This is a genomic window from Vibrio sp. PSi01 (assembly GCF_054960695.1).
Genome location: NZ_JBHNYN010000016.1, coordinates 53984 through 76062, shown reverse-complemented (window position 1 = coordinate 76062; position 22079 = coordinate 53984). Strand labels below are relative to the sequence as shown.

The 22079-nt window shown below is 43.3% G+C and carries 19 protein-coding genes; 11 read left to right on the top strand and 8 right to left on the bottom strand.

Going from position 1 to position 22079, the window contains the following annotated elements; genetic code table 11:
- Positions 1-81 precede the first annotated feature (81 nt).
- Genes ACFI6G_RS18025 through yfcE form a run of 5 tightly spaced genes read left to right on the top strand, consistent with a single transcriptional unit; the run spans position 82 to position 2944 of the window.
- Positions 82-816, top strand: a complete 735-nt coding sequence (locus ACFI6G_RS18025; RefSeq protein WP_016767475.1) for a DUF1538 domain-containing protein — start codon at positions 82-84, stop codon at positions 814-816.
- Positions 813-1607: a DUF1538 domain-containing protein gene (locus tag ACFI6G_RS18020; RefSeq protein ID WP_010436686.1), complete on the top strand. Its 795-nt coding sequence runs from the start codon at positions 813-815 to the stop codon at positions 1605-1607. The genes ACFI6G_RS18025 and ACFI6G_RS18020 overlap by 4 nt, the downstream gene beginning before the upstream one ends.
- A complete protein-coding gene (locus ACFI6G_RS18015; RefSeq protein WP_010436689.1) occupies positions 1597-1947 on the top strand; it encodes a P-II family nitrogen regulator in 351 nt (116 codons plus the stop codon). Before ACFI6G_RS18020 ends, ACFI6G_RS18015 begins: the two co-directional genes overlap by 11 nt.
- Positions 1944-2351 (top strand): CBS domain-containing protein, encoded by a 408-nt coding sequence (locus ACFI6G_RS18010; RefSeq protein WP_010436692.1) that lies wholly within the window; start codon positions 1944-1946, stop codon positions 2349-2351. Before ACFI6G_RS18015 ends, ACFI6G_RS18010 begins: the two co-directional genes overlap by 4 nt.
- A 47-nt stretch (positions 2352-2398) precedes the next feature.
- Positions 2399-2944, top strand: a complete 546-nt coding sequence (yfcE, locus tag ACFI6G_RS18005; RefSeq protein WP_010436695.1) for a phosphodiesterase — start codon at positions 2399-2401, stop codon at positions 2942-2944.
- 138 nt (positions 2945-3082) lie between these two features.
- On the opposite strand, the gene ACFI6G_RS18000 is transcribed toward yfcE, so the two are convergent.
- The 3 genes from ACFI6G_RS18000 to ACFI6G_RS17990 form a co-directional block, all read right to left on the bottom strand.
- The gene (locus ACFI6G_RS18000; protein WP_010436699.1) at positions 3083-3391 is read right to left on the bottom strand and encodes an Rdx family protein; all 309 of its coding nucleotides are present in this window, start codon (positions 3389-3391) and stop codon (positions 3083-3085) included.
- A 162-nt stretch (positions 3392-3553) separates the two neighbouring features.
- A complete protein-coding gene (locus ACFI6G_RS17995) occupies positions 3554-4069 on the bottom strand; it encodes a regulatory protein ToxS (protein ID WP_010436702.1) in 516 nt (171 codons plus the stop codon).
- 1 nt (position 4070) lies between these two features.
- Positions 4071-4979 (bottom strand): transcriptional regulator, encoded by a 909-nt coding sequence (locus tag ACFI6G_RS17990; protein WP_010436705.1) that lies wholly within the window; start codon positions 4977-4979, stop codon positions 4071-4073.
- A 271-nt stretch (positions 4980-5250) separates the two neighbouring features.
- Between ACFI6G_RS17990 and htpG the strand changes: the two genes are divergently transcribed.
- From htpG to hemH, 3 genes are all read left to right on the top strand, one after another.
- On the top strand, positions 5251-7155 hold the full coding sequence (gene htpG, locus ACFI6G_RS17985; protein WP_371964848.1) for a molecular chaperone HtpG: 1905 nt from the start codon (positions 5251-5253) through the stop codon (positions 7153-7155).
- Between the two features lie 388 nt (positions 7156-7543).
- On the top strand, positions 7544-8188 hold the full coding sequence (gene adk, locus ACFI6G_RS17980; RefSeq protein ID WP_009847341.1) for an adenylate kinase: 645 nt from the start codon (positions 7544-7546) through the stop codon (positions 8186-8188).
- Between the two features lie 269 nt (positions 8189-8457).
- Entirely contained in the window at positions 8458-9420 is a 963-nt protein-coding gene (gene hemH / locus ACFI6G_RS17975) for a ferrochelatase (RefSeq protein WP_010436714.1), read from the top strand.
- 108 nt (positions 9421-9528) lie between these two features.
- On the opposite strand, the gene ACFI6G_RS17970 is transcribed toward hemH, so the two are convergent.
- Entirely contained in the window at positions 9529-10917 is a 1389-nt protein-coding gene (locus ACFI6G_RS17970; RefSeq protein ID WP_010436716.1) for a peptide MFS transporter, read from the bottom strand.
- Between the two features lie 502 nt (positions 10918-11419).
- Here ACFI6G_RS17970 and rfaH point away from each other — a divergent pair.
- A complete protein-coding gene (gene rfaH / locus ACFI6G_RS17965; protein WP_010436718.1) occupies positions 11420-11926 on the top strand; it encodes a transcription/translation regulatory transformer protein RfaH in 507 nt (168 codons plus the stop codon).
- Positions 11927-12008: 82 nt separating this feature from the next.
- Here the strand turns inward: rfaH and asnB are convergent, their stop codons facing one another.
- The 4 genes from asnB to nagA form a co-directional block, all read right to left on the bottom strand.
- Positions 12009-13673: an asparagine synthase B gene (asnB, locus tag ACFI6G_RS17960; RefSeq protein ID WP_016767477.1), complete on the bottom strand. Its 1665-nt coding sequence runs from the start codon at positions 13671-13673 to the stop codon at positions 12009-12011.
- 234 nt (positions 13674-13907) lie between these two features.
- Entirely contained in the window at positions 13908-15494 is a 1587-nt protein-coding gene (locus ACFI6G_RS17955) for a cation:proton antiporter family protein (protein ID WP_016767478.1), read from the bottom strand.
- An 84-nt stretch (positions 15495-15578) separates the two neighbouring features.
- Positions 15579-16793: a DNA-binding transcriptional regulator NagC gene (gene nagC / locus ACFI6G_RS17950; protein WP_010436729.1), complete on the bottom strand. Its 1215-nt coding sequence runs from the start codon at positions 16791-16793 to the stop codon at positions 15579-15581.
- Between the two features lie 2 nt (positions 16794-16795).
- Positions 16796-17932 (bottom strand): N-acetylglucosamine-6-phosphate deacetylase, encoded by a 1137-nt coding sequence (gene nagA, locus ACFI6G_RS17945; protein WP_016767479.1) that lies wholly within the window; start codon positions 17930-17932, stop codon positions 16796-16798.
- A gap of 475 nt (positions 17933-18407) precedes the next feature.
- On the opposite strand from nagA, the gene nagE reads away from it, so the two are divergent.
- Together nagE and glnS are read left to right on the top strand one after the other, a co-directional pair.
- Positions 18408-19967 (top strand): N-acetylglucosamine-specific PTS transporter subunit IIBC, encoded by a 1560-nt coding sequence (nagE, locus tag ACFI6G_RS17940; protein ID WP_010436734.1) that lies wholly within the window; start codon positions 18408-18410, stop codon positions 19965-19967.
- A gap of 302 nt (positions 19968-20269) precedes the next feature.
- On the top strand, positions 20270-21937 hold the full coding sequence (glnS, locus tag ACFI6G_RS17935; protein ID WP_016767481.1) for a glutamine--tRNA ligase: 1668 nt from the start codon (positions 20270-20272) through the stop codon (positions 21935-21937).
- Positions 21938-22079 lie beyond the last annotated feature (142 nt).

Genomic DNA, 22079 nt, shown 5'->3' with positions numbered 1-22079 from the left:
TGTCACACAAGCAATGATAAGGATTTGCCATGATTATTAGTAATTGATAACCGAACATAATCGCAAACAAAAGGAGTCACGATGACAGCAGTGCTTGCTTTGTTTCGAGCGATGTTAGGCAGTCTGAGAGATTTGTTACCGATTGTCGCGGTGATTGCTTTTTTTCAACTCGCGGTCCTCCAAGAGCCGCTTCCACATCTCTTTTCTATCCTTATTGGTTTGCTGCTGGTGGTTTTGGGTCTCACTTTCTTCATATTTGGACTCGAAATGGGACTTTTCCCGATTGGTGAATCGATGGCTCAAGCATTTGCTCGTAAGGGGAGCGTGTTCTGGTTATTGACCTTTTCTTTTTGTTTGGGGTTTGGCACGACTATCGCTGAACCTGCATTAACTGCGGTAGCAGCCGAGGCGGCCGAAGTCGCGGCTGAGGGAGGGGTAATCCCTAACTCTTTAGATGAAATGGAACACTACGCGAATGGCTTACGATTCACTGTGGCGTTGTCAGTTGGTATCGCTATTTTACTCGGCGTATTGCGAATCCTAAAAGGCTGGCCAATTCAATACATGATTATTGGTGGTTATATTGGTGTCGTGGTGCTAACTGCATTTGCTCCTGAGAACATCATAGGCATTGCGTATGACTCTGGAGGGGTGACAACATCAACCATCACGGTTCCATTGGTTACAGCATTAGGGGTTGGTTTAGCTTCGGCAATCAAGGGACGTAATCCGATGATTGATGGGTTTGGCTTGATTGCTTTTGCTTCCTTACTACCGATGATGTTTGTGATGGTTTATGGAATGGTGGTGACATGATGAGCTTTCAGCAATTTTTGGATACCTTTCTTGGTACCGTGACTGATGTCATTCCAATTGGGGTCATTATTTTTGGCTTTCAGTTAGTGGTGCTGCGTAAACCTGTGACTAATTTAGCCAAAGTATTGCTAGGTTTTTTCTACGTCATTTTAGGGTTATCTTTGTTTTTGATGGGACTAGAGTTGGCCCTGTTTCCTCTAGGGGAAACGATGGCGATGCAGTTGACCGAGCCAAACTTTTTATCGGAATTTAAGATCAGCTCAGGACATGGGTTGGTGTGGTTTGACTATTATTGGGTTTATCTGTTTGCATTTTTTATTGGCTTTAGTACCACTATTGCCGAACCTTCTTTGATTGCCGTCGCGATTAAAGCGAACCAAGTTTCTGGTGGCAGCATTAGTATCAACGGGTTAAGAATTGCGGTTGCACTCGGTGTTGCTATTGGTATATCTCTTGGGAGCTATCGTATCGTTGCAGGCGACCCTATACATTACTACATTATTTTCGGCTATGTCATCGTCGTGATTCAGACCCTTTATGCCCCCAAATTAATCATCCCTCTCGCATACGATTCTGGCGGTGTAACCACATCAACGGTGACGGTACCCTTGGTGACCGCGCTAGGATTAGGACTTGCTTCAACCGTACCTGGACGTAATCCAGTGATCGATGGTTTCGGCTTGATTGCATTTGCCAGCTTATTTCCAATTATTTCGGTTATGGGTTATGCCCAAATAACTCATTGGTTAAACCGTATATACACCTCTAAGGAGAGTAAAGATGCGCTTTAAACTGATCTTAGCGTTTGTAGAAGAGAGCAAGACAGACATCGTACTTGACGCCGCGCGTGATGCTGGAGCAACCGGGGCGACGGTGATTAACAATGCCAGAGGGCAAGGTTTAAACCAGAAACGTACCTTTTTTGGTTTGACGTTAGAGGTTCAAAAAGACGTGCTGCTGTTTGTCGTCGAGGAGCATCTAGCAAGGCATATTCTCGAAAGAATTAGTGAAGTGGGGGAGTTTGACCAAGAATCGGGACAGGGTATTGCGGTACAGATAGATGTCGAAGATGCCGTAGGGGTTGCGCATCAAGTAGAGAAGCTAACCAAGGTTGTGGAGGATGAACTATGAGTAGCAGCGAAAAAATCCGAGTAAGTGATGTGATGGCCAATACTTATGTGATTATCGATGGGTTAACCACCGTGTTAGAAGCGATTGAGATGGCAAGAGACCACAAGGTAAAAGCGATTATCGTTGACAAGCGTCATGAGGATGATGAATACGGCATTGTACTAATGAACGATATTGCTAAGAAAGTGCTTGCTAAGAACCGCTCTCCAAAGCGTACAAATGTTTATGAGATCATGACAAAACCAGCCTTAAGCGTATCGGCAGATATGAACGTTAAGTATTGTGCTCGTTTGTTTGAGCGCTTTGGTATCAGCCGTGCTCCGGTGGTCTGTGACAATAAGATAGTCGGTATGGTTAGTTACAATAATATCGTGATCAATGGTATGGCGAGAGATGACGTTTAACCTTTCAATACGTACAATAGACACATAATTTTTATGGAGAAGTATGTGTGAAATTATTTTTTACTTCCGATCTACACGGATCGCTACCAGCTACTGAAAAGGCATTAGAACTTTATCAAGCGTCTGGTGCGCAATATTTAGTTCTATTGGGTGATATTCTGAATCATGGTCCAAGAAACCCGATTCCTGAGGGATATAATCCGCCTGCGGTCGCAGAAAAGTTAAATGCGTTTTCAGAAGAGATTATCGCCGTTCGCGGTAATTGCGATAGCGAAGTGGATCAGATGTTGCTGTCTTTCCCGATGATGATGGATTATTCATGGGTACTGTTAGAGTCTGGCGCGCGTATCTTCTTAACTCATGGTCACCTTTATAACACCAACAAGCGACCTGTATTAAAAGCGGGTGATGTAATTGCGCACGGGCATACTCACATCCCTGTTGCAGAATACCAAGATGGTGTATTTATCTTCAATCCAAGCTCAGTCACGTTTCCAAGAGATGGTCATGCCGCTAGCTATGGCATCTATGAAAACAACACATTTCAAGTGATTAGCCTCGAAGGCGACTTGCTTGTGAGTGGCAATCTATAAACTGGTCGTCGTGAGTAAACCGATCAGAGACTTATGAATACTACAGTCGCCGATTGAGGAGAGTCGTTGATTTGAGTGCCTCAGTTAATTAAAAACAACAGTTAATTGAGGCTAAATAGCTAAACCCTTCTGGAACGCTTATTTTGAGTCTACGTGGCCAAGATCTTTATCTGGAGCAATGATGTTTCGAACTCTTTGCTTCAGTACTTTAGCTTCAGGAAAGCCTCCATCTGCTTTTCTTTCCCAAATTTGCACGCCATTACAAAAGATTTCGAACCTGCCTCCTGTGCCTGGGTTCAAACTCACTTGCTCTATTTCTTCACTGAAAGTATGCAGTAATTCTTGGCACAACCAACTAGAGCGAAGCATCCAATTACATTGACGACAATAGTGTATGGATATAGATGCTTTAGTGATTGATGATGCTTTGTCTGAGCTTGTATTCATTGGACGTCCTTTAAGTATGAGTAAATCCTGATACCAACATCATGACTTCAATGAGAATACAGATGCTACAGGTAATAAAAAAAGGAGCATCATGCCCCTTTTTCTATTGGTATACCGTTTAAGGTTGCACAGCAATGGGTATGAGGTAGGAGCTATTCGACCTTAGTTTGAAAACAATACTGTAGAACCGTGATTCAAGCTAGTGAGTAACAGCGTTTTCGTGTTCACAATATCAATTCGACGGCTCTGTTCTGCATCCATCTTGATAACCTGAGTGATTAGGTTTAGCTGCTCTTCAGAGAAATCTTGGCGCTGGGCCGAAGTCACATCCTTAAACTCAGTAGGAGAGACAAGTAAGTAGTTGTCATTGATATCCCATTGACCCGTCTCTGAAATGTTGATCACATTCGCCGGTGCAGTTTGTGTGCTATATAGCCTAACTATCGACATTCTTAAGTAAGTGCCATTAGGTAAGTATTTTGCGTTGGAAGATAGTTCAACCTTACGAAGTGGGCCAATCGAGTCAGCTTGTTTGTTGTCAGTGATCAGAGTCACCATTTTTGACTGCCACTCGTGCTGAGTAAGTAGTCGCTCGACTTTTGCATCACTTCCCCAATACAACCAACCACTTAGGAATGCAGAAAGGACCAGTAAAATAATGGATACTTTTAATTTCATATTACTGATTACCTTTACAAATGTCGTTTAAATCCGCCTGGTTAGCGTAAATTCTAAGGGTTACATTTTCACTCGAATATTCTTGAGGGTGAATATAGTTAAGAGCAAGATTATTGGTTTGACCGCCTGTCGCAATCACTTCAGCTGGCTTTAGCATTCCTGTGTGATTGGTATTGTAATGCAACACACATTTTTCTATGGCTGGTAGCCAACTGGATAGATCAGGGTGATTGATTGGTGATTGTACTTTCACGCCGTCAACCTCAGCTAACGTGCGAAACTCTGATTCTGCAGGATTAGTAAACGTCAAAACCAGAATAGGCATGATGAAAGCTGCAAGCAGTAACGAAAACGTTAGCCATTTATTGTTGTTGGTCGAAGCTAAAACGGGCGTTATGGTTGGCTCGACCTCAACTTTTGTCTCTTGAATTTTCGTGATTGGTGTTAGTTCTATGGTTTCAGATGCGATATCTTCGGTCGTCGTAGTATGTGCAAATGTCAAGATTGGTTCGACGTCATTTTCTGCAATTTCAGTCATCATTGACTGGTCACTTGATGAAAGTGGTGCAGAACGCTCAACAGTGGCAATAAATTGGTAACCCCGTTTTGGAACGGTCTTAACGAACTCTGGAGATTTGGTCGAGTCTTTCAGCATCTTTCTCAGTGTCGATACTGCTTGCGTTAAGCTTGAGTCATCGACCTCAAAGCCTTGGTCTCGCCAAACATATTCGTGCAATTCATTGCGAGTGATAACTTCATTGGGCCTTTCTGACAGCATTAGGAGAATGCGGCTTTCATTGCTACCAAGACGTACGACTTCGCCGTCGCTCATTTGGTCAACAAGTGAATTGCTATTTGGATCGAATACGAACCGCTGTGCGAGAATAAACTTTGTGCCGATATTGCTCATTGAATTCTTCTATTTTTGGATGATTTTGGGTGCGAAATAGACAAATTAGAGGTGAAGTTCGTCTGATTCTTCACCAAATTATGGCTTCTTTTATGTTCTTTTATATTTATCAGGCTCAAGGATAATAAAAACAGATCAAAAAAACAGTGTTTTTATGATTTTTGACCTTGAATTTACAATTGTCATCCTCATGTTAATGAACATATGAGAGGTATTCAATATAACGCCCCTGTATTTGTTCAACATAAAGTATAGATGTTTTGGAGTAAAAATGAGCGAAACGGCAACGCAAAATAAAGAGACTCGTGGCTTTCAATCTGAAGTAAAACAGCTACTTCATCTGATGATTCACTCACTGTATTCAAACAAAGAAATTTTCCTACGAGAGTTGATTTCTAACGCATCTGACGCGGCTGACAAGCTTCGTTTTCAAGCGCTATCGAATGGTGACCTCTACCAAGGTGACGCGGATCTAGGTGTTAAACTGTCGTTTAATGCGGAAGCAAATACTTTAACGATTTCTGACAACGGTATCGGCATGAGCCGCGACAACGTTATTGAGCATTTAGGTACGATCGCGAAGTCAGGCACTGCAGACTTTTTCTCAAAGTTGTCTGAAGATCAGAGCAAAGACTCTCAGCTGATCGGTCAATTTGGTGTTGGTTTTTATTCTGCATTTATCGTGGCAGACGCAGTAACTGTTCGCACTCGTGCAGCGGGCCTAGCGAGCAATGAAGCCGTTCAATGGCACTCTGCAGGTGAAGGTGATTACACCATTGAAGACATCACTAAAGAGTCTCGCGGTACCGACATCATTCTTCATATGCGTGAAGACGGCAAAGAGTTCTTAAATGAATGGCGTTTGCGTGAAGTGATCGGTAAATACTCTGACCACATCGGTATCCCGGTTTCTATCTTAACAGCCGTTAAAGATGACGAAGGTAAAGATACCGAGGAGGAGCATTGGGAACAGATCAATAAAGCGCAAGCACTTTGGACCCGTAACAAATCTGATATCGAGAAAGAAGAATACCAAGAGTTCTACAAACATGTATCTCACGACTTTGCTGATCCATTAACATGGAGCCACAACAAAGTTGAAGGTAAGAACGACTACACAAGCTTGCTTTACATCCCAGCGAAAGCTCCTTGGGATATGATGAACCGTGACCATAAGAGTGGCTTGAAACTCTACGTGCAGCGTGTATTCATTATGGATGATGCTGAACAATTCATGCCATCTTACATGCGTTTCGTTCGTGGTTTAATTGACTCAAATGATCTGCCTCTCAACGTGTCTCGTGAAATTCTCCAAGACAACAAGGTAACTCAATCTCTACGTGGTGCATGTACTAAACGTGTTCTAACGATGCTTGAGCGTATGGCAAAGAATGATAACGATAAGTACCTAGAGTTTTGGAAAGAGTTTGGCCTAGTGATGAAAGAAGGCCCAGCGGAAGACATGGCTAACAAAGAGAAGATCGCTGGTCTACTTCGTTTCTCATCTACGGAAGTAGACTCTGCAGAGCAAACCATCAGCCTTACTTCTTATGTTGAGCGCATGAAAGAAGGCCAAGACAAGATTTACTATCTAACTGCTGATAGCTACGCAGCCGCTAAGAACAGCCCTCACTTAGAGCAGTTTAAAGCCAAAGGCATTGAAGTGGTTCTAATGTACGATCGCATTGACGAGTACGTGATGAACTACCTAACGGACTTCGACGGTAAGCAGTTCCAGTCAATCACTAAAGCTGGCTTAGATCTAAGCAAGTTTGAAGGTGAAGAAGAGAAAGAGAAGCAAAAAGAGACAGAAGAAGAGTTCAAATCTGTTGTCGAACGCACTCAAGCTTACCTTGGCAATCGTGTTAAAGAAGTTCGTACTACTTTCAAGCTAGCAACAACGCCAGCAGTCGTTGTCACTGACGACTTCGAAATGGGTACGCAAATGGCTAAACTTCTTGAAGCTGCTGGCCAAGCGGCACCTGAAGTTAAGTACATTTTTGAGATTAACCCTGAGCATGCTCTGGTTAAACAAATGGCAGATGAAGCGGACGAGCAAGCGTTCGGTCGTTGGGTTGAGTTACTCCTTGGCCAGGCTATGCTAGCTGAAAAAGGCTCAATGGAAGATCCGTCACAATTCTTGGGTGCAATCAACGAGCTACTAACAAAGCGCTAGTCTTTCGACTTTGGGCTAATCCAATAATTGTAATAAAAAGCTCGCAAATGCGAGCTTTTTTTATGAACGTCGTTGAAAATTCGGTAAATGTGGCCAACGCCACCGTTATCGTTACCACAAATGTTGTCGATGCATTCTTTAGTCGTAAATTCAGCCAAATTGAATATTAATGTGATAGAATGCTCGACCTAATCAGCTGGGACTAGGAACCTATCGTTCCCAGTTGTATGATTTTTAAACGTTATACCGAAACTTACCGTTTGGCTTCTATTTGCAGTTTTACTTAACCTCAATGGTTATCTAACGCTTTCTGTTTATCCTAAAAATGAACTACGAAAGTGGAATAGTGAGCTTCGGTATAAATCATAATTTTATAAGAGGATTAAACATGCGCATCATTCTTCTAGGTGCTCCTGGCGCGGGTAAAGGCACTCAAGCTAACTTCATCATGAACAAATTTGGTATCCCTCAAATTTCAACTGGTGACATGCTACGTGCTGCTATCAAAGCGGGTACTGAGCTTGGTAAGCAAGCAAAATCAGTAATCGACGCTGGTCAGCTAGTTTCTGATGAAATTATCCTTGGTCTTATCAAAGAGCGTATTGCTCAAGATGACTGCGAGAAAGGTTTCCTACTAGACGGTTTCCCACGCACAATCCCACAAGCTGATGGCCTTAAAGAAATGGGCATCGCTGTAGATTACGTTGTTGAATTTGACGTAGCTGATGATGTGATTGTTGAACGTATGGCTGGTCGTCGTGCTCACCTTCCTTCTGGTCGTACATACCACAATGTGTACAACCCACCTAAAGAAGAAGGCAAAGATGACATCACTGGCGAAGAACTAGTTGTACGTGATGACGACAAAGAAGAAACAGTTCGTGCTCGTCTAGGTGTGTACCACGATCAAACAGCTCCGCTTATTTCTTACTACGGTAAAGAAGCGGAAGCAGGCAACACTAAGTACCTTAAATTTGACGGTACTAAGCAAGTCGCTGAAGTTAGTGCAGAACTTGAGAAAGCACTAGCATAATTGGCTAACAGCCAGTTTTAGAATTTGATATATTAGAAGCGACCTTACGGGTCGCTTTTTTTGTTCCAAATTTTAGTACGATACCAATCTCGATAAGTTTGATTGCACATGATTCAAGATTATTAGTCCTGATGATAGATAGCAGTGTGGAGCTTGAGGTACCTCATGTTCAGAATGATTATTCAAACATTTGGTATACACAATGATCTTGAACTTATTCCGATTAGTATATTACTTTCCAGAAAATCACATATTAGTCTCAGGTATCTATGGAAAATAATAAAAAGCAGGGCGTTTTACTGGTGAACTTAGGGACTCCAGATTCGGCAACCCCGGCTGGCGTTCGTCGATTTTTGAGTGAATTCTTACATGACAAGCGAGTGGTAAACCTAACTCGTTGGCTCTGGTGTCCAATCCTGCATGGTGTAATCTTACCGATTCGAGCTCCGAAAGTGGCTAAATTGTATCAGTCTGTGTGGATGGACGATGGATCACCGCTGCTTGTGTACTCACAAAGACAAGCTGAGAAACTGCAGAAGAAATTGCAAATGCCTGTTGCGTTGGGTATGACCTATGGCAACCCAAGTCTTAAGACGGGTGTCGAACAGCTGATGGAGAAGGGCGTCGAAGACATCATCGTACTACCTCTGTACCCTCAGTACTCTGGTACAACGACAGCGGCTGTTTCTGACGGTTTAACTAAAGCCTTTAAACAGATGTCTGTGATTCCAAGCTACCGCTTTATTCGTGACTACTACGCGCATCCAAGTTACGCAAAAGCACTGGCTGAAAGCGTTCGTAGCCATTGGGATAAAAATGGCAGAGCCGATCATTTAGTGTGTTCTTTCCATGGTATCCCTAAGCGATTGGCAGATGAGGGTGATATTTACCCGCAGCATTGCGAAGCGACGACAAAATTACTGGCTGCAGAGTTAGAGTTGTCAGAGGACGATATTACCATGACGTACCAGTCTCGGTTTGGTCGAGAAGAGTGGTTGAAGCCTTACACTGACGAGACGCTGGAATCACTGCCGAGCAAGGGCATCAAAAAGATCGATATCATGGCACCTGCATTCTCAGTTGACTGTCTGGAAACGTTGGAAGAGATTTCGGACCAGTGCAAAGAGACCTTCATTGAAGCTGGTGGTTCAGACTTTAGCTATATTATGTGTCTCAACGACAGGGACTCGCATATTGATATGATGGCAGAGCTAGTGGCGATTCATCGCTAACGACTGTTTACTGGCAACAGCACTTCACATAATAGAAATAAAAAAGGACTGCTCATTGAGCAGTCCTTTTTTATTTTGATGTTTCGTCTAGTAATAGACGCTTAGCTATTAAACAGCTGAAGCTTCTGTTGTTTTTGGTTCAGCTTCTAGCAAGGTGTTAGTTTCTACGCCATGCATCCATGACACGAGTTTACCAGCACACAGCAACAGTAATATGCCACTCACCGTTGCAGTAATCGCAATACCACTGAAAATAGACATAGCACCAAGCTCACCTACGTGTGAACCTACCAGGCCTGCTACGTAGTTTGCAATGGCGTTAAAGCCAAACCATGCCCCCATCATTAACGATGCTAGGCGAAGTGGAGCTAACTTAGTGACCAACGACAGGCCAATAGGAGATAGACAAAGCTCACCAAGAGTATGGAAGAAGAAAGCACCGACTAGCCAAAGCATGGATGTTTTGACTGTTAGGTCGCCACCTTGTTCCATTACTGCACCCATCATGCACACGAAGCCTAGAGCTAAGAAAAACAGAGCCATCGCAAATTTGACAGGAGAGTTTGGTTCGCGCTTACCAAGTTTGACCCAGAATGCGGCTATTAATGGCGCAAGTGTGATGATGAAGAACGGGTTCAGAGACTGGAACCAAGCAGCTGGTACTTCAAAATCGCCGATCATACGGTCAGTATATTGCTGAGTATAAATATTCATTAGGCCACCGGCTTGTTCAAAGCCTGCCCAGAAAACGATCACGAACAGACCCATAACCAGAATAACTTTTAATCTGTCGAACTCTTCTTTTGTGAGTGGCGTTTTCTCTTTCGACTTGTTCAGTGCTTTTGCTCGTGCAGCTGCTGGCACCGAACCGATGTTACCTAACCAAGATTGAGCCATCGTCATTTGCATAATCAGGCTAATGACCATACCAATACCAGCGGCAAGGAAACCTGCCTTCCAGCCGAAAGAGTCGACTGCAGCGCCTGAAATTAAGCCACCAAGTAGTGCGCCTAAGTTAATGCCCATGTAGAAAATGGTGAAAGCACCGTCACGTCGGTTATCGCCTTCTTGGTACAGATCGCCAACCATGGTCGAGATGTTTGGTTTAAACATGCCGTTACCACTGATAAGCAGCGCTAAACCAAGGTAAAGAGCGTTTACTTGGTCTAAGCCAATAAAACCATTGGGCAGAGCAAGTGTAAATTGACCAAGTGCCATTAATAGGCCACCAATCAAGATCGATTTACGTTGACCTAGGTAATTATCGGCAATCCAGCCACCAATTAATGGTGTGATATAGACTAAACCGGTGTAAATACCATAGAGATCGAGTGCGTCTTTTGTTGACCAACCAAGTCCACCGTTGAGGGTAGTGTCAGTTAAGAATAAAACCAGAATTGCACGCATCGCATAGTAGGAAAAACGTTCCCATAGCTCTGTGCTAAAAAGTAGAAATAGGCCTCTAGGGTGGCCAAAAATGTTGTGATTGCTTGGCATAAGTTTTACTAATTTTAGGTATTAAAAGATTTTATAGTTACTTATGTATACAGAGTAGAATAACCATCTGCAATAGGTGTGTTTTATGGTTACGACAACTTATTTTTTATAAGTGAATGATAATGTGAGGTTTTCTTTGTAATGTCACCCAGTTAACGCGTGCTGCAAACTAATTTTTCAAATTTGGTTTGGTGGCGTAATAAACAATTTAAGCGCGCCCCTGAATGGTTTAATTGTTATGTATCAGTTTGGTGTATTGCTTCGGGTTTTAAAGAGTATGCTATGCACAATAGGAGTGGCGTACACACGCTTACAATAATGCACCTTTTTATCTGAAAACGATCCCTGTACAATGCTTAACCACTTTTGCTACCTATAACTTTTTGTTGATAAATTGGTCTGCTACGCATTATTTCTTGCTTGCTCGATTCATTTTATTAATGGCGATTCAACCGTTTTAGGCATGTGGTAAAATATCTAAAAATATAAAATGGCTAGTAAAATGAAACGTTGGTATTTACTTTACTGTAAGCGTGGTGATCAAAAACGCGCGCAGTTGCACTTAGAAAATCAAGGGGTGGAGTGTTTTTATCCCCAAGTAGAAGTTGAAAAGGTTGTTCGAGGGAAAGAAAAGCAGGTCAAAGAACCGTTATTTCCATCTTACATCTTTGTTCGCTTTGATTATGAGCAAGGCCCAAGTTTTACGACGGTTCGCTCTACTCGTGGTGTTGTCGACTTTATTAAATTCGGATCTAGGCCACATGAAGTACAAGGTGATTTAGTGTTTGAGCTTAAAGAGTTCGAGAAATGTTTTAGTGACGATACTGAAGACTGTTGTATTGAGTTTGAATCAGGGCAAGTCGTGAAAATTAAGAGTGGTCAGTTTGCTGGTATTGAGGCTATCTATCATCAAAAAGATGGTGAGGCGCGTTCTATCATGTTAGTTAAGATGATCAGTCAAGTGGTACCTGTCAGTATTGAGAACGAGGCACTTCAAGCCCAAGCATAAGCGCAAGAATAAAAACAAGGCTTAATAAAAAAGGCGCATTATGCGCCTTTTTAGTGTTTAGCATTTATTCAAACGAAATCTCTTAGTAAGAGTCGTTGTGAACGGCTTGTACCGCACGACCAGATGGGTCTACACAGTTTTTGAATGACTCATCCCATTCAATGGCTTTCGCAGATGAACAGGCAACCGAAGGACCGCCAGGGACACATTCTGCTGCTGATTCTAGAGGGAATAACTCTTCGAAGATCTCACGGTAAGCGTAACCTTCTTTGGTTGTTGGCGTGTTGTAAGGGAAGCGGAATTTAGCGGCTTCCATTTGTTGATCCGTTACTTTTGCTTCAGCCGTTGCTTTCAACGTATCGATCCAATCGTAGCCAACGCCGTCAGAGAACTGTTCTTTTTGACGCCAAGCGATTGAGTCTGGTAGGTAGTCTTCAAAACACTCACGTAGGATGTGTTTCTCCATCTTACCGTTACCACACATTTTATCTTCAGGGTTCAGACGCATTGCTACATCAATGAACTCTTTATCTAAGAATGGTACACGACCTTCAACGCCCCATGCCGCCAGTGATTTGTTTGCACGAGCACAGTCGAACATGCTTAGAGCAAGTAGCTTACGTACTGTCTCTTCATGGAACTCTTTTGCGTTTGGTGCTTTATGGAAGTATAGGTAACCACCAAAGATCTCATCAGCACCTTCGCCAGACAGTACCATTTTGATGCCCATTGCTTTGATCTTACGAGCAAGTAAGTACATCGGCGTTGATGCACGAATCGTCGTTACATCGTAAGTCTCGATGTGGTAAATAACATCACGGATGGCATCTAAGCCTTCCTGAATGGTGTAAGTCATCTCGTGGTGCACTGTACCGATCTTGTCTGCAACTTCACGAGCAGCGATAAGATCTGGTGCGCCTTCAAGGCCAACAGCGAATGAGTGCAGTTGTGGCCACCAAGCTTCAGATTGCTCATCATCTTCGATACGCATTGCTGCAAAGCGTTTAGCGACTGCTGAAGTAATTGATGAATCAAGGCCTCCAGATAGAAGTACACCGTAAGGAACATCAGTCATTAGTTGACGTTTAACGGCTGCTTCTAGCGCTTCAGTTAGTTCTTCTTTGCTTGTGCTGTTGCCTTGTACCGCAGCGTACTCGTTCCAATCGCGGATGTAATAGCGTTGAGGTTCTGCATCTTTTGAAGAGTAGAAGCTACCCGGAGGGAATTCACTGATTGTTTTACATACTTCAACCAATGCTTTCATCTCTGAAGCAACGTAGTAGTTGCCGTGCTCATCGTAACCTTGATAAAGCGGGATAATACCAATATGGTCGCGGCCCACTAGGTACTCGTCTTTCTCTTCGTCGTATAAAACGAATGCGAAAATACCGTTAAGCTCTTCTAAAAGGTCTGCGCCCATTTCTTGGTATAACGCTAGGATTACTTCACAGTCAGAATCTGTCTGAAACTGGTACTTATCTTCATAGCGTGCACGAAGTTCTTTGTGGTTATAAATTTCGCCGTTCACTGCAAGAATGTGTTTTTTATCTTGGCTGTATAGTGGCTGTGCGCCACTGTTCAGGCCAACGATAGCCAAACGTTCGTGAGCGAGGATTGCTTTTTCACCAGCGTAGATACCAGACCAGTCTGGACCACGGTGACGAAGCTTCTTTGACATTTCTAAAGCAATAGGGCGAAGTGCTGCGGCATCACTTTTAATGTCGAGAATGCCAAATACTGAACACATAGAACTTCCTTTTAAATAATTTCTAAATTAACTGCATTCAATTTGCCATTCTGGCTAAAAAAAGCAACCAGATGTGAGCAAAAAAATAATATAAAGGGTGTTCTGTTAGAAAATATCTAATTATTTAGTGTTTTTGGTGTTTGCTATCTAATTGTGGTCGGTTTTTTGTACAGAAACCTCCCAAAAGTGCAAAAAAACAGCAAATTTGAGAGGTTTGGCAGAGGGCATTTAAGGTTAGGTTTTATCGATATTTGGGTTTAGTTGTTCGCAGACGTGTCGAGCAAAACCACTACCCGCTTCGCTGTAAATATTAAATGCCGCATCGACGCCATTCTCTTTCAGTGTTTCGAGCTGATCGGGATACTCAGCAATCGCCGCAATTTGACCTTTAAAGTGGCGTGACTTCAATTGCTCTAAGGCGGTTTGATTTCCTTGGTGATGAGGCATCGCCAAGATCACTAACTTCACGTTTGCTGTATCTAAGATACGCTCCCAGAAATCTGGGTCAGTTGCATCGCCAGAAATAACGTTTCTTCCTAGGTTTCTATGGTTGTGTGCCGCTTCTTCACGAACTTCGACACCTAAGCTAACCTTGCCATAGCGCGAACGTAATTCATCGTAGGCGCCAGTACCAATACGTCCCATACCTAGAATCAATACCTGTGCACGGCCCGGGTCAATTCGTTTATCACGTTGGTTAAGTTTTTCAGCTGCATGCTCTTTTAACCAGCGGCCTGATTGTTGATAAAGTTTGTGGCCCGCTTTGTTTAGAGGCGCAGCGATCAAAAACGATAGCGAAACTGCAATCGCCACAGCCACCAAGATGTCACCAGACATCCAACCCATCTTAAAGGCTAAACCGCCAACGATAAGACCAAATTCACTGTAGTTAAACAGTGATAGAGAGGCGAGCAGGGATGTTCGAACACGGAATTTGAAGCGGTTGAGTACCAAGAAGTAAAGCACGCCTTTCACTGGCAGCAACAGCAAGAATAAGATAGCGAGCATGAAGCCTTGGATAGTAGGTTGCTCGGATAACCCAATATTCAAGAAGAAGCAAACGAGGAAAAGCTCTTTGAGGTTAAACAGCGATTTCGACAGCTCTGAAGCTTTTGGGTGACCTGCTAGCAACATACCTAAGATAAGAGCGCCCAAGTCTGGTTTTACACCTACAAACTGGAACAAGCCAGCACCAACAACTAATGCGAAAAAGATGCCGAACAGCACCAACATTTCACCGTGCCCAACCCAATCAAGGATTTTGTAGAACAGCGGACGTAAAAATGGTAAAGCGAAGAGTGCGATGGCGTACCACTCTGGAATCTTACCTGTCGATGCGGTCAAAAAGACCACTGCAAAGATATCCTGCATGACGAGAATACCAATCGCTAGCGTGCCATAGGTCGCGTTCATTTCCCCTTTCTCTTGCAGAGACTTCACCGCGAATACGGTACTAGAGAATGAGAGAGCGAAACCGAGTAGAACGATTTGTTCTATCGACATTGCTGCTAGAGACGAAATACCTAAGAATTTAAAACCAAACAGGGCTACAGCAAAAAACAGAGTGGATAAAAGGTTATGGATGGTAGCACCGGCCCAGATCTCTTTAGAGAGTAGGGTTTTGATGTCTAGCTTTAAGCCAATTGTAAATAGGAGCAGGGTGACACCAAGGTCAGCCAAGGTAATGATGGTGTCATTGGTTTCAAAGCCTAGAGCGTAAAGCCCAAAACCTGCGACCAAAAAACCAACTAATGGAGGAAGGTGACACTTTAAAGCAATAAATCCTGCAATAAACGCAGTGGATATTAATATAAGTTCCATAACTTGTTGTTGTAGTTCCCTAGCTTAAAAAAACGGGCCGTGTTTATACAAACACGGCCCGCGGACAATCAGAATTGTTTTTCTTTAGTCTTCGAGTAGCTTTTGAAGTAACACACCGTTGAGCATGGCGCGCTTGATCATGGCAAAAGCTCCCATCGTAGGATGTTTATCGATCTGAGATGCTACAATAGGCAGGCCGCTATGGAAAGCCGTTAACGACTGATTCTCAACATTGCGCTTAATCGCAGGGAAAACAATCTCTTGTGCCTTAGTTATATCACCAGCAATGATAACTTTCTGAGGGTTAAATAAGTTAATCGTCATTGCGATAGCCTTACCTAACTGATTTCCTACTCGAACTAAGCTTTGCTTCGCTAGTTCATCACCATTAATCGCGTGGTCACAAACATCTTGAATCGTAATATGTTCAAGCTCGGTCAAAGAAGACTCATAGCCTTGCTTAATCAGCTTCTGTACTCGCTCAACAATGGCCGGGTTTGCCGCTACTGTTTCAAGACAGCCGAAGTTACCACATTGGCATTGCTCGCCAAGCGGATCAATTTGGATATGACCAATTTCACCCACGTTGCGGTTATGGCCTAGGAACACTTGACCATTTACAATAATGCCGGCACCTGTACCGCGGTGAACACTAACTAAAATAGAGTCTTGGCTATCTTTACTCGCACCGAAGTAGTGCTCAGCAAGTGCCATTCCTCTAACGTCATTACCCACAAAACAAGCAACATGGAATGTGTCACGAATAATGTCGCTTAATGCTAGGTTATCGATGTCTGTGTTTGGCATGTACTCAACAACACCTGTTGTTGGGTTAACCAAGCCAGGAAGAGTGACACCAATGGCAATCAACTGATCGATCTTTGGTTGATGTTCAGCAATGAAAGCCTTCAAGCTATTGACCAAGCCTTGGGTAAGGTCTGATTGGTCTGAATAATTCAGGTCTTGTTGTTGGAAAGCCAATTCACGACCGCCAAGGTCATGCAGGCTTATTTGAATGTAGTCTCGCCCCAAACGCACAGCAACAGAATGAAAGGGTTCTACTTCTGTGGTTAGGGAAATAGCGCGTCTACCGCCAGTAGACGCTTGCTGCGCAACCTCTTTAATTAGGCCGCGTTCTAAAAGTTGGCGGGTAATTTTTGTAACACTTGCCGGTGCGAGTTGGCTTACATCAGCCACTTGTATACGACTGATAGGCCCTTGTTGGTCTATAAGTCGGTATACCGCTGCACTGTTTAGTTGTTTAACTAAGTCTACGTTACCTATTTGTCCGCCATTCATACTTAATTGTGCTCGTATTGTCCGTTAACAACAGTCGCTTTAACGTTAAAGTCTCGGTCAAATACGGCAAGGTTTGCAACCATGCCTTTTTTGATTCGACCTAGCTTGCTTTCTACACCGATAGCCTGAGCTGGGTATAGCGTAGCCATGCGAAGAGCTTCGTCTAAAGCGATACCAGCGTGCTCAACTGTATTCTGAACTGCTTCAATCATAGTCAGAGCTGAGCCGCCCAGTGTGCCGTTTTCATCAACACACTTACCATCACGGTAATATACTTTCTTACCGACAAAAATAAAGTATTCCATGTCAGCACCTGCAGGAGCTGTGGCATCCGTCACTAATACCAACTTTTCTCCTTTTATTTTATGTGCAATTCGGATGTTTGCGTAATCAACGTGGAAACCGTCAGCGATGATGCCAGCGTAAACTTCAGGCGTGTCGTAAATCGCGCCAACAACGCCAGGTTCACGACCAACCATAGGTGTCATAGCGTTGAACAGGTGAGTCGCGAAAGTGATGCCTGATTCAAAGCCTTGACGCGCTTCAGCGTAAGTGGCATTGGTGTGGCCGATAGAAACCACTACGCCAGCTTTGTGTAGACGCTCAATATGTTCTGGGTCGTTGAGCTCAGGAGCCAGTGTTACTTTGGCCACAAGGTCACTGTTTTCACAGATAAGCTCAATCATTTCATTGTCAGATTTACGAATGTGATCGACACTGTGGATGCCTTTTTTCGCAACGTTTAGATATGGGCCTTCAAGGTGCAAACCTAAAGACTGGTTTTGGTATTGGTTGTGGTATTCACGAGCTGCCGTAATAACCGCGCGCATATCTTCGTCCGAAGAGGTGATTAGCGTAGGTAAAAAGCTAGTACAGCCCGATTTAAGGTTTGCTTTATGCATGATCTGCATTGTGTCAGCAGTGATCTCATCATTCAGCATTACACCGCCACAGCCATTCAGTTGTAGATCAATAAAACCCGGGCTTAGATTTGTACCATCTAGGTCACGGACCTCGATTCCTTCTGGTAATTCAGAGATAGGACAGACTTTTTTGATCAGTTCGTTTTCAATTACAACAGCATGATCGGTTAGAACATCACTACCAGTGTAAATTTTACAGTTACTTAGCGCGTACATAGTCAGCTAATCCTTATTTCGTGAGATCTTTTAAATTTGTTCGTTACCTAAATGTGGACTTAGTTTGCGAGCATCATTTACGTAACGATTTATCTTTTACGAGCAAACGTTTTTAAAATGAGAAACGTATTTAAGTGTTTGAAAAACAAATGAACAATTAGTTAATTTTATAGTTTTAAGCTAATGTTTTTCGGTTGTTTATTGGCATTTTCTACCTAAAATAACCGGGCATTAACCCAATCTTTATATTTGGATTTTATCTATAAATGTTCATTTTTTTGAATGATAAAATAAGTTTTATGATCTCGCTAGCAAAAACCTCTGGATTTGGTAAAAACTGGTGATTAGGATCACAAATGGTAAGGTTTTAATTTGCGGAGCAAAATTAATTGAATACACTGAATAGGACTAAATTGAGCGACTAAAATAAGTTTCTCAGACGAATTCTAAAAAATCCTATAGGGGGAAACAACTGGTGAATATTCTAGGATATGCACAGAAGCTAGGTAAAGCGTTAATGCTACCTATCGCAACGCTTCCGATTGCGGCGCTTCTACTACGTTTAGGTCAAGGCGATCTACTTGATATTCCATTTATGGCGCAAGCTGGTGGTGCTATCTTCGGTAACCTACCATTGCTTTTTGGTCTAGGTATCGCGATTGGTCTTTCTAAAGATGGTAACGGCGCAGCGGGTCTTGCTGGTGCAGTTGCTTACTTCGTACTAACAGCTACAGCAACGACAATTAACGCCGACGTTAACATGTCGTTCTTCGGCGGTATCTTCGCAGGTATCATCGCAGGTCACTCTTACAACGCCTTCCATGCAACACGTCTTCCTGAGTGGCTGGCTTTCTTCGCAGGTAAACGTTTAGTACCAATCATGGCCGGCTTATTTGCACTTGTTGCAGGTGCTGTGTCTGGTGTGGTTTGGCCTGGTGTTCAATCTGGTCTAGACGCACTAGCTCACGCAGTATCAACGTCTGGCGCTGTTGGTCAATTCGTTTACGGTACTCTTAACCGTGCACTTATCCCTGTTGGTCTTCACCACGTATTGAACTCATACTTCTGGTTTGGTATGGGCACATGTCAAGAAATCATCGTTGCTGGTCAAGGCGCATTCGCTGGTATCACTCAACTTTGTGTTGACCCTGCACTGGCTAAAACACTAGTTGTTGGTCAAGAGCACACGTTCACATTCGCTAACTCTGTTACTCCAGAAATCACAACTGTTGTGAAAGAAGTGACTGAAACAGTTAAATCTGGCGACCTACACCGTTTCTTCGGTGGTGATAAAGGTGCTGGCGTATTCATGAACGGTTTCTTCCCTGTAATGATGTTTGGTCTACCAGGTGCTGCACTTGCAATGTACCTAGCTGCTCCTGCTGAAAAACGTAGTCAAGTTGGTGGCGCACTGTTCTCTGTTGCATTCTGTTCATTCCTAACAGGTATCACAGAGCCGCTAGAATTCATGTTCGTATTCCTAGCTCCTGCTCTATACGCAATGCACGCTGTATTTACTGGTCTGTCTCTAGTTGTTGCTAACATGTTTGGTACTTTGCACGGTTTCGGTTTCTCTGCTGGTCTTATCGACTTCGTATTGAACTGGGGTCTAGCAACTAAACCATTCACTCTACTATTGATTGGCTTAGCATTCGGTGCTCTATACTTCTTCACTTTCTCTTTCGCAATCCGCGCTTTCAACTTGAAATCGCCAGGTCGTGAAGATGATGACGAAGCTGTAGCGGCTCCTGCTGGCGACGCACCAAAAGGTGAGGTTGCACGCCAATACCTAAAAGCACTAGGTGGTCACGAAAACCTGACTTCAATCGATGCTTGTATCACTCGTCTACGTCTAACGCTAAAAGACCGCTCTATCGCTGATGAAGTTGTTCTTAAGAAGCTCGGCGCTAAAGGTGTGGTTAAACTAGGTGAAAACAACCTACAGGTTATCCTAGGTCCACTAGCTGAAATTGTAGCTGGCGAAATGAAAGCTATCGGTGCAGGTGAAGACCTATCTGATGTAAAACTTCCATAGTAAGGGAAGTACTTAATTAAGACGTAAAGTTACTCTTAAGTAAGTGTCAAATTGAAAGCCTCCCACATGGGAGGCTTTTTTGTGCCTGTTGTTTAGAGCCAGTGAACAATGTTCGTTCTATTCTTCATCGAATCGGAGAAATAATCACAATTAAAGGACGGTTCTTATTGTGCAAAGGCGCAGAATTGTGGATGATTAGCAACAATGATCTTTCTATCTTTGACAGGCAATAAAAGCGGCCTTTGTCTCGGATATGAAAGATAACTTTCTCTGACAATACTAAATACATAGAGGTGCTATAGATGAGTGAAGCTGAGGCTCGTCCATCGAATTTCATTCGCCAAATTATTGATAAAGATTTAGCGGATGGTACACACAGTAGCGTGCATACTCGTTTCCCGCCGGAGCCAAATGGCTACCTGCACATTGGTCACGCTAAATCTATTTGCTTGAACTTTGGTATTGCTCAGGACTACCAGGGACAATGTAATCTTCGTTTCGATGATACAAACCCTGAAAAAGAAGACGTTGAATACGTTGAGTCAATTAAGAATGATGTAAGCTGGTTAGGCTTCGAATGGTCTGGTGATATTTGTTATTCATCAAACTACTTCGATACGCTTTACGCTTATGCTGTGGAATTAATTAATAAAGGCTTAGCGTATGTTGACGAGCTAAGTCCTGAGCAGATCCGTGAATACCGTGGCACGTTAAAAGAGCCTGGTAAAGCGAGTCCATATCGTGACCGCAGCCCTGAAGAGAACCTAGCGTTGTTTGAAAAAATGCGTGACGGTGGCTTTGAAGAAGGTAAAGCGTGCCTACGTGCTAAGATCGACATGAGCTCTTCATTTATGGTGATGCGCGATCCTGTTATCTACCGTGTTCGTTTTGCTCACCACCATCAGACAGGTGACAAGTGGTGCATTTACCCAATGTACGACTTCACACACTGTATCTCTGATGCACTAGAAGGCATTACCCACTCTATCTGTACGCTTGAATTCCAAGATAACCGTCGTTTGTATGACTGGGTGCTAGACAACATCACGATTGATTGCCAACCTCGTCAGTACGAGTTTAGCCGTCTGAATCTTGAATACACGGTAATGTCGAAGCGTAAGCTGAACCAGCTTGTGGTTGAAAACCTAGTTGAAGGTTGGGACGACCCTCGTATGCCAACTATCTCTGGTCTACGTCGTCGTGGTTTCACTTCAAGCTCTATCCGTGAATTCTGTAAGCGTATTGGTGTGACTAAGCAAGAGAACATGATTGAGTTCGGTTCACTTGAATCTTGTATCCGTGATGATCTGAACGAAAATGCACCTCGTGCAATGGCTGTTCTGGATCCGGTTAAGATCGTTATCGAAAATTACGAAGCAGACGCAGTAGAAACGCTAACCGTTGCAAACCATCCAAACAAGCCAGAAATGGGCACTCGTGAAGTACCATTTACGCGTGAAATTTGGATTGAACGTGATGACTTCCGTGAAGAAGCAAACAAAAAGTATAAGCGTTTGGTTCTAGGTAAAGAAGTTCGTTTACGTGGTGCTTACGTGATTAAAGCTGAACGTATCGAAAAAGATGCAGAAGGCAACATTACGACTATCTTCTGTTCTTACGATAACGAAACCTTGGGTAAGAACCCTGCAGATGGCCGTAAAGTGAAAGGCGTTATCCACTGGGTATCGGCTGATAAAGCATTGCCTGCTGAGATTCGTTTGTACGATCGTCTATTCACCGTGGCAAACCCAGCTGCTGCTGATGACTTTGCTGCAACGCTCAACCCTGAATCACTTGTTACACTTAACGGTTTTGTTGAACCTAGCCTAGCTGAAGGTGTAGCAGAGCAAGCGTACCAGTTTGAACGAACAGGTTACTTCTGTGTAGATTCGAAAGATTCTAAAGCAGCTGCACTAGTATTCAACCGTACGGTTGGTCTACGCGATACTTGGGGAAAAACTGAAGCTTAATCGCTAAAGTGATTCGCTTTCGATAAGCACCCTAATAAAAAACCGGCTTAGAGCCGGTTTTTTTGTATCTGAATAAAGTCGTCAATTATAGAATAAGTTGCGATTAATCGTCTTATGTAGTGACCATATAAAAAACGCCGGC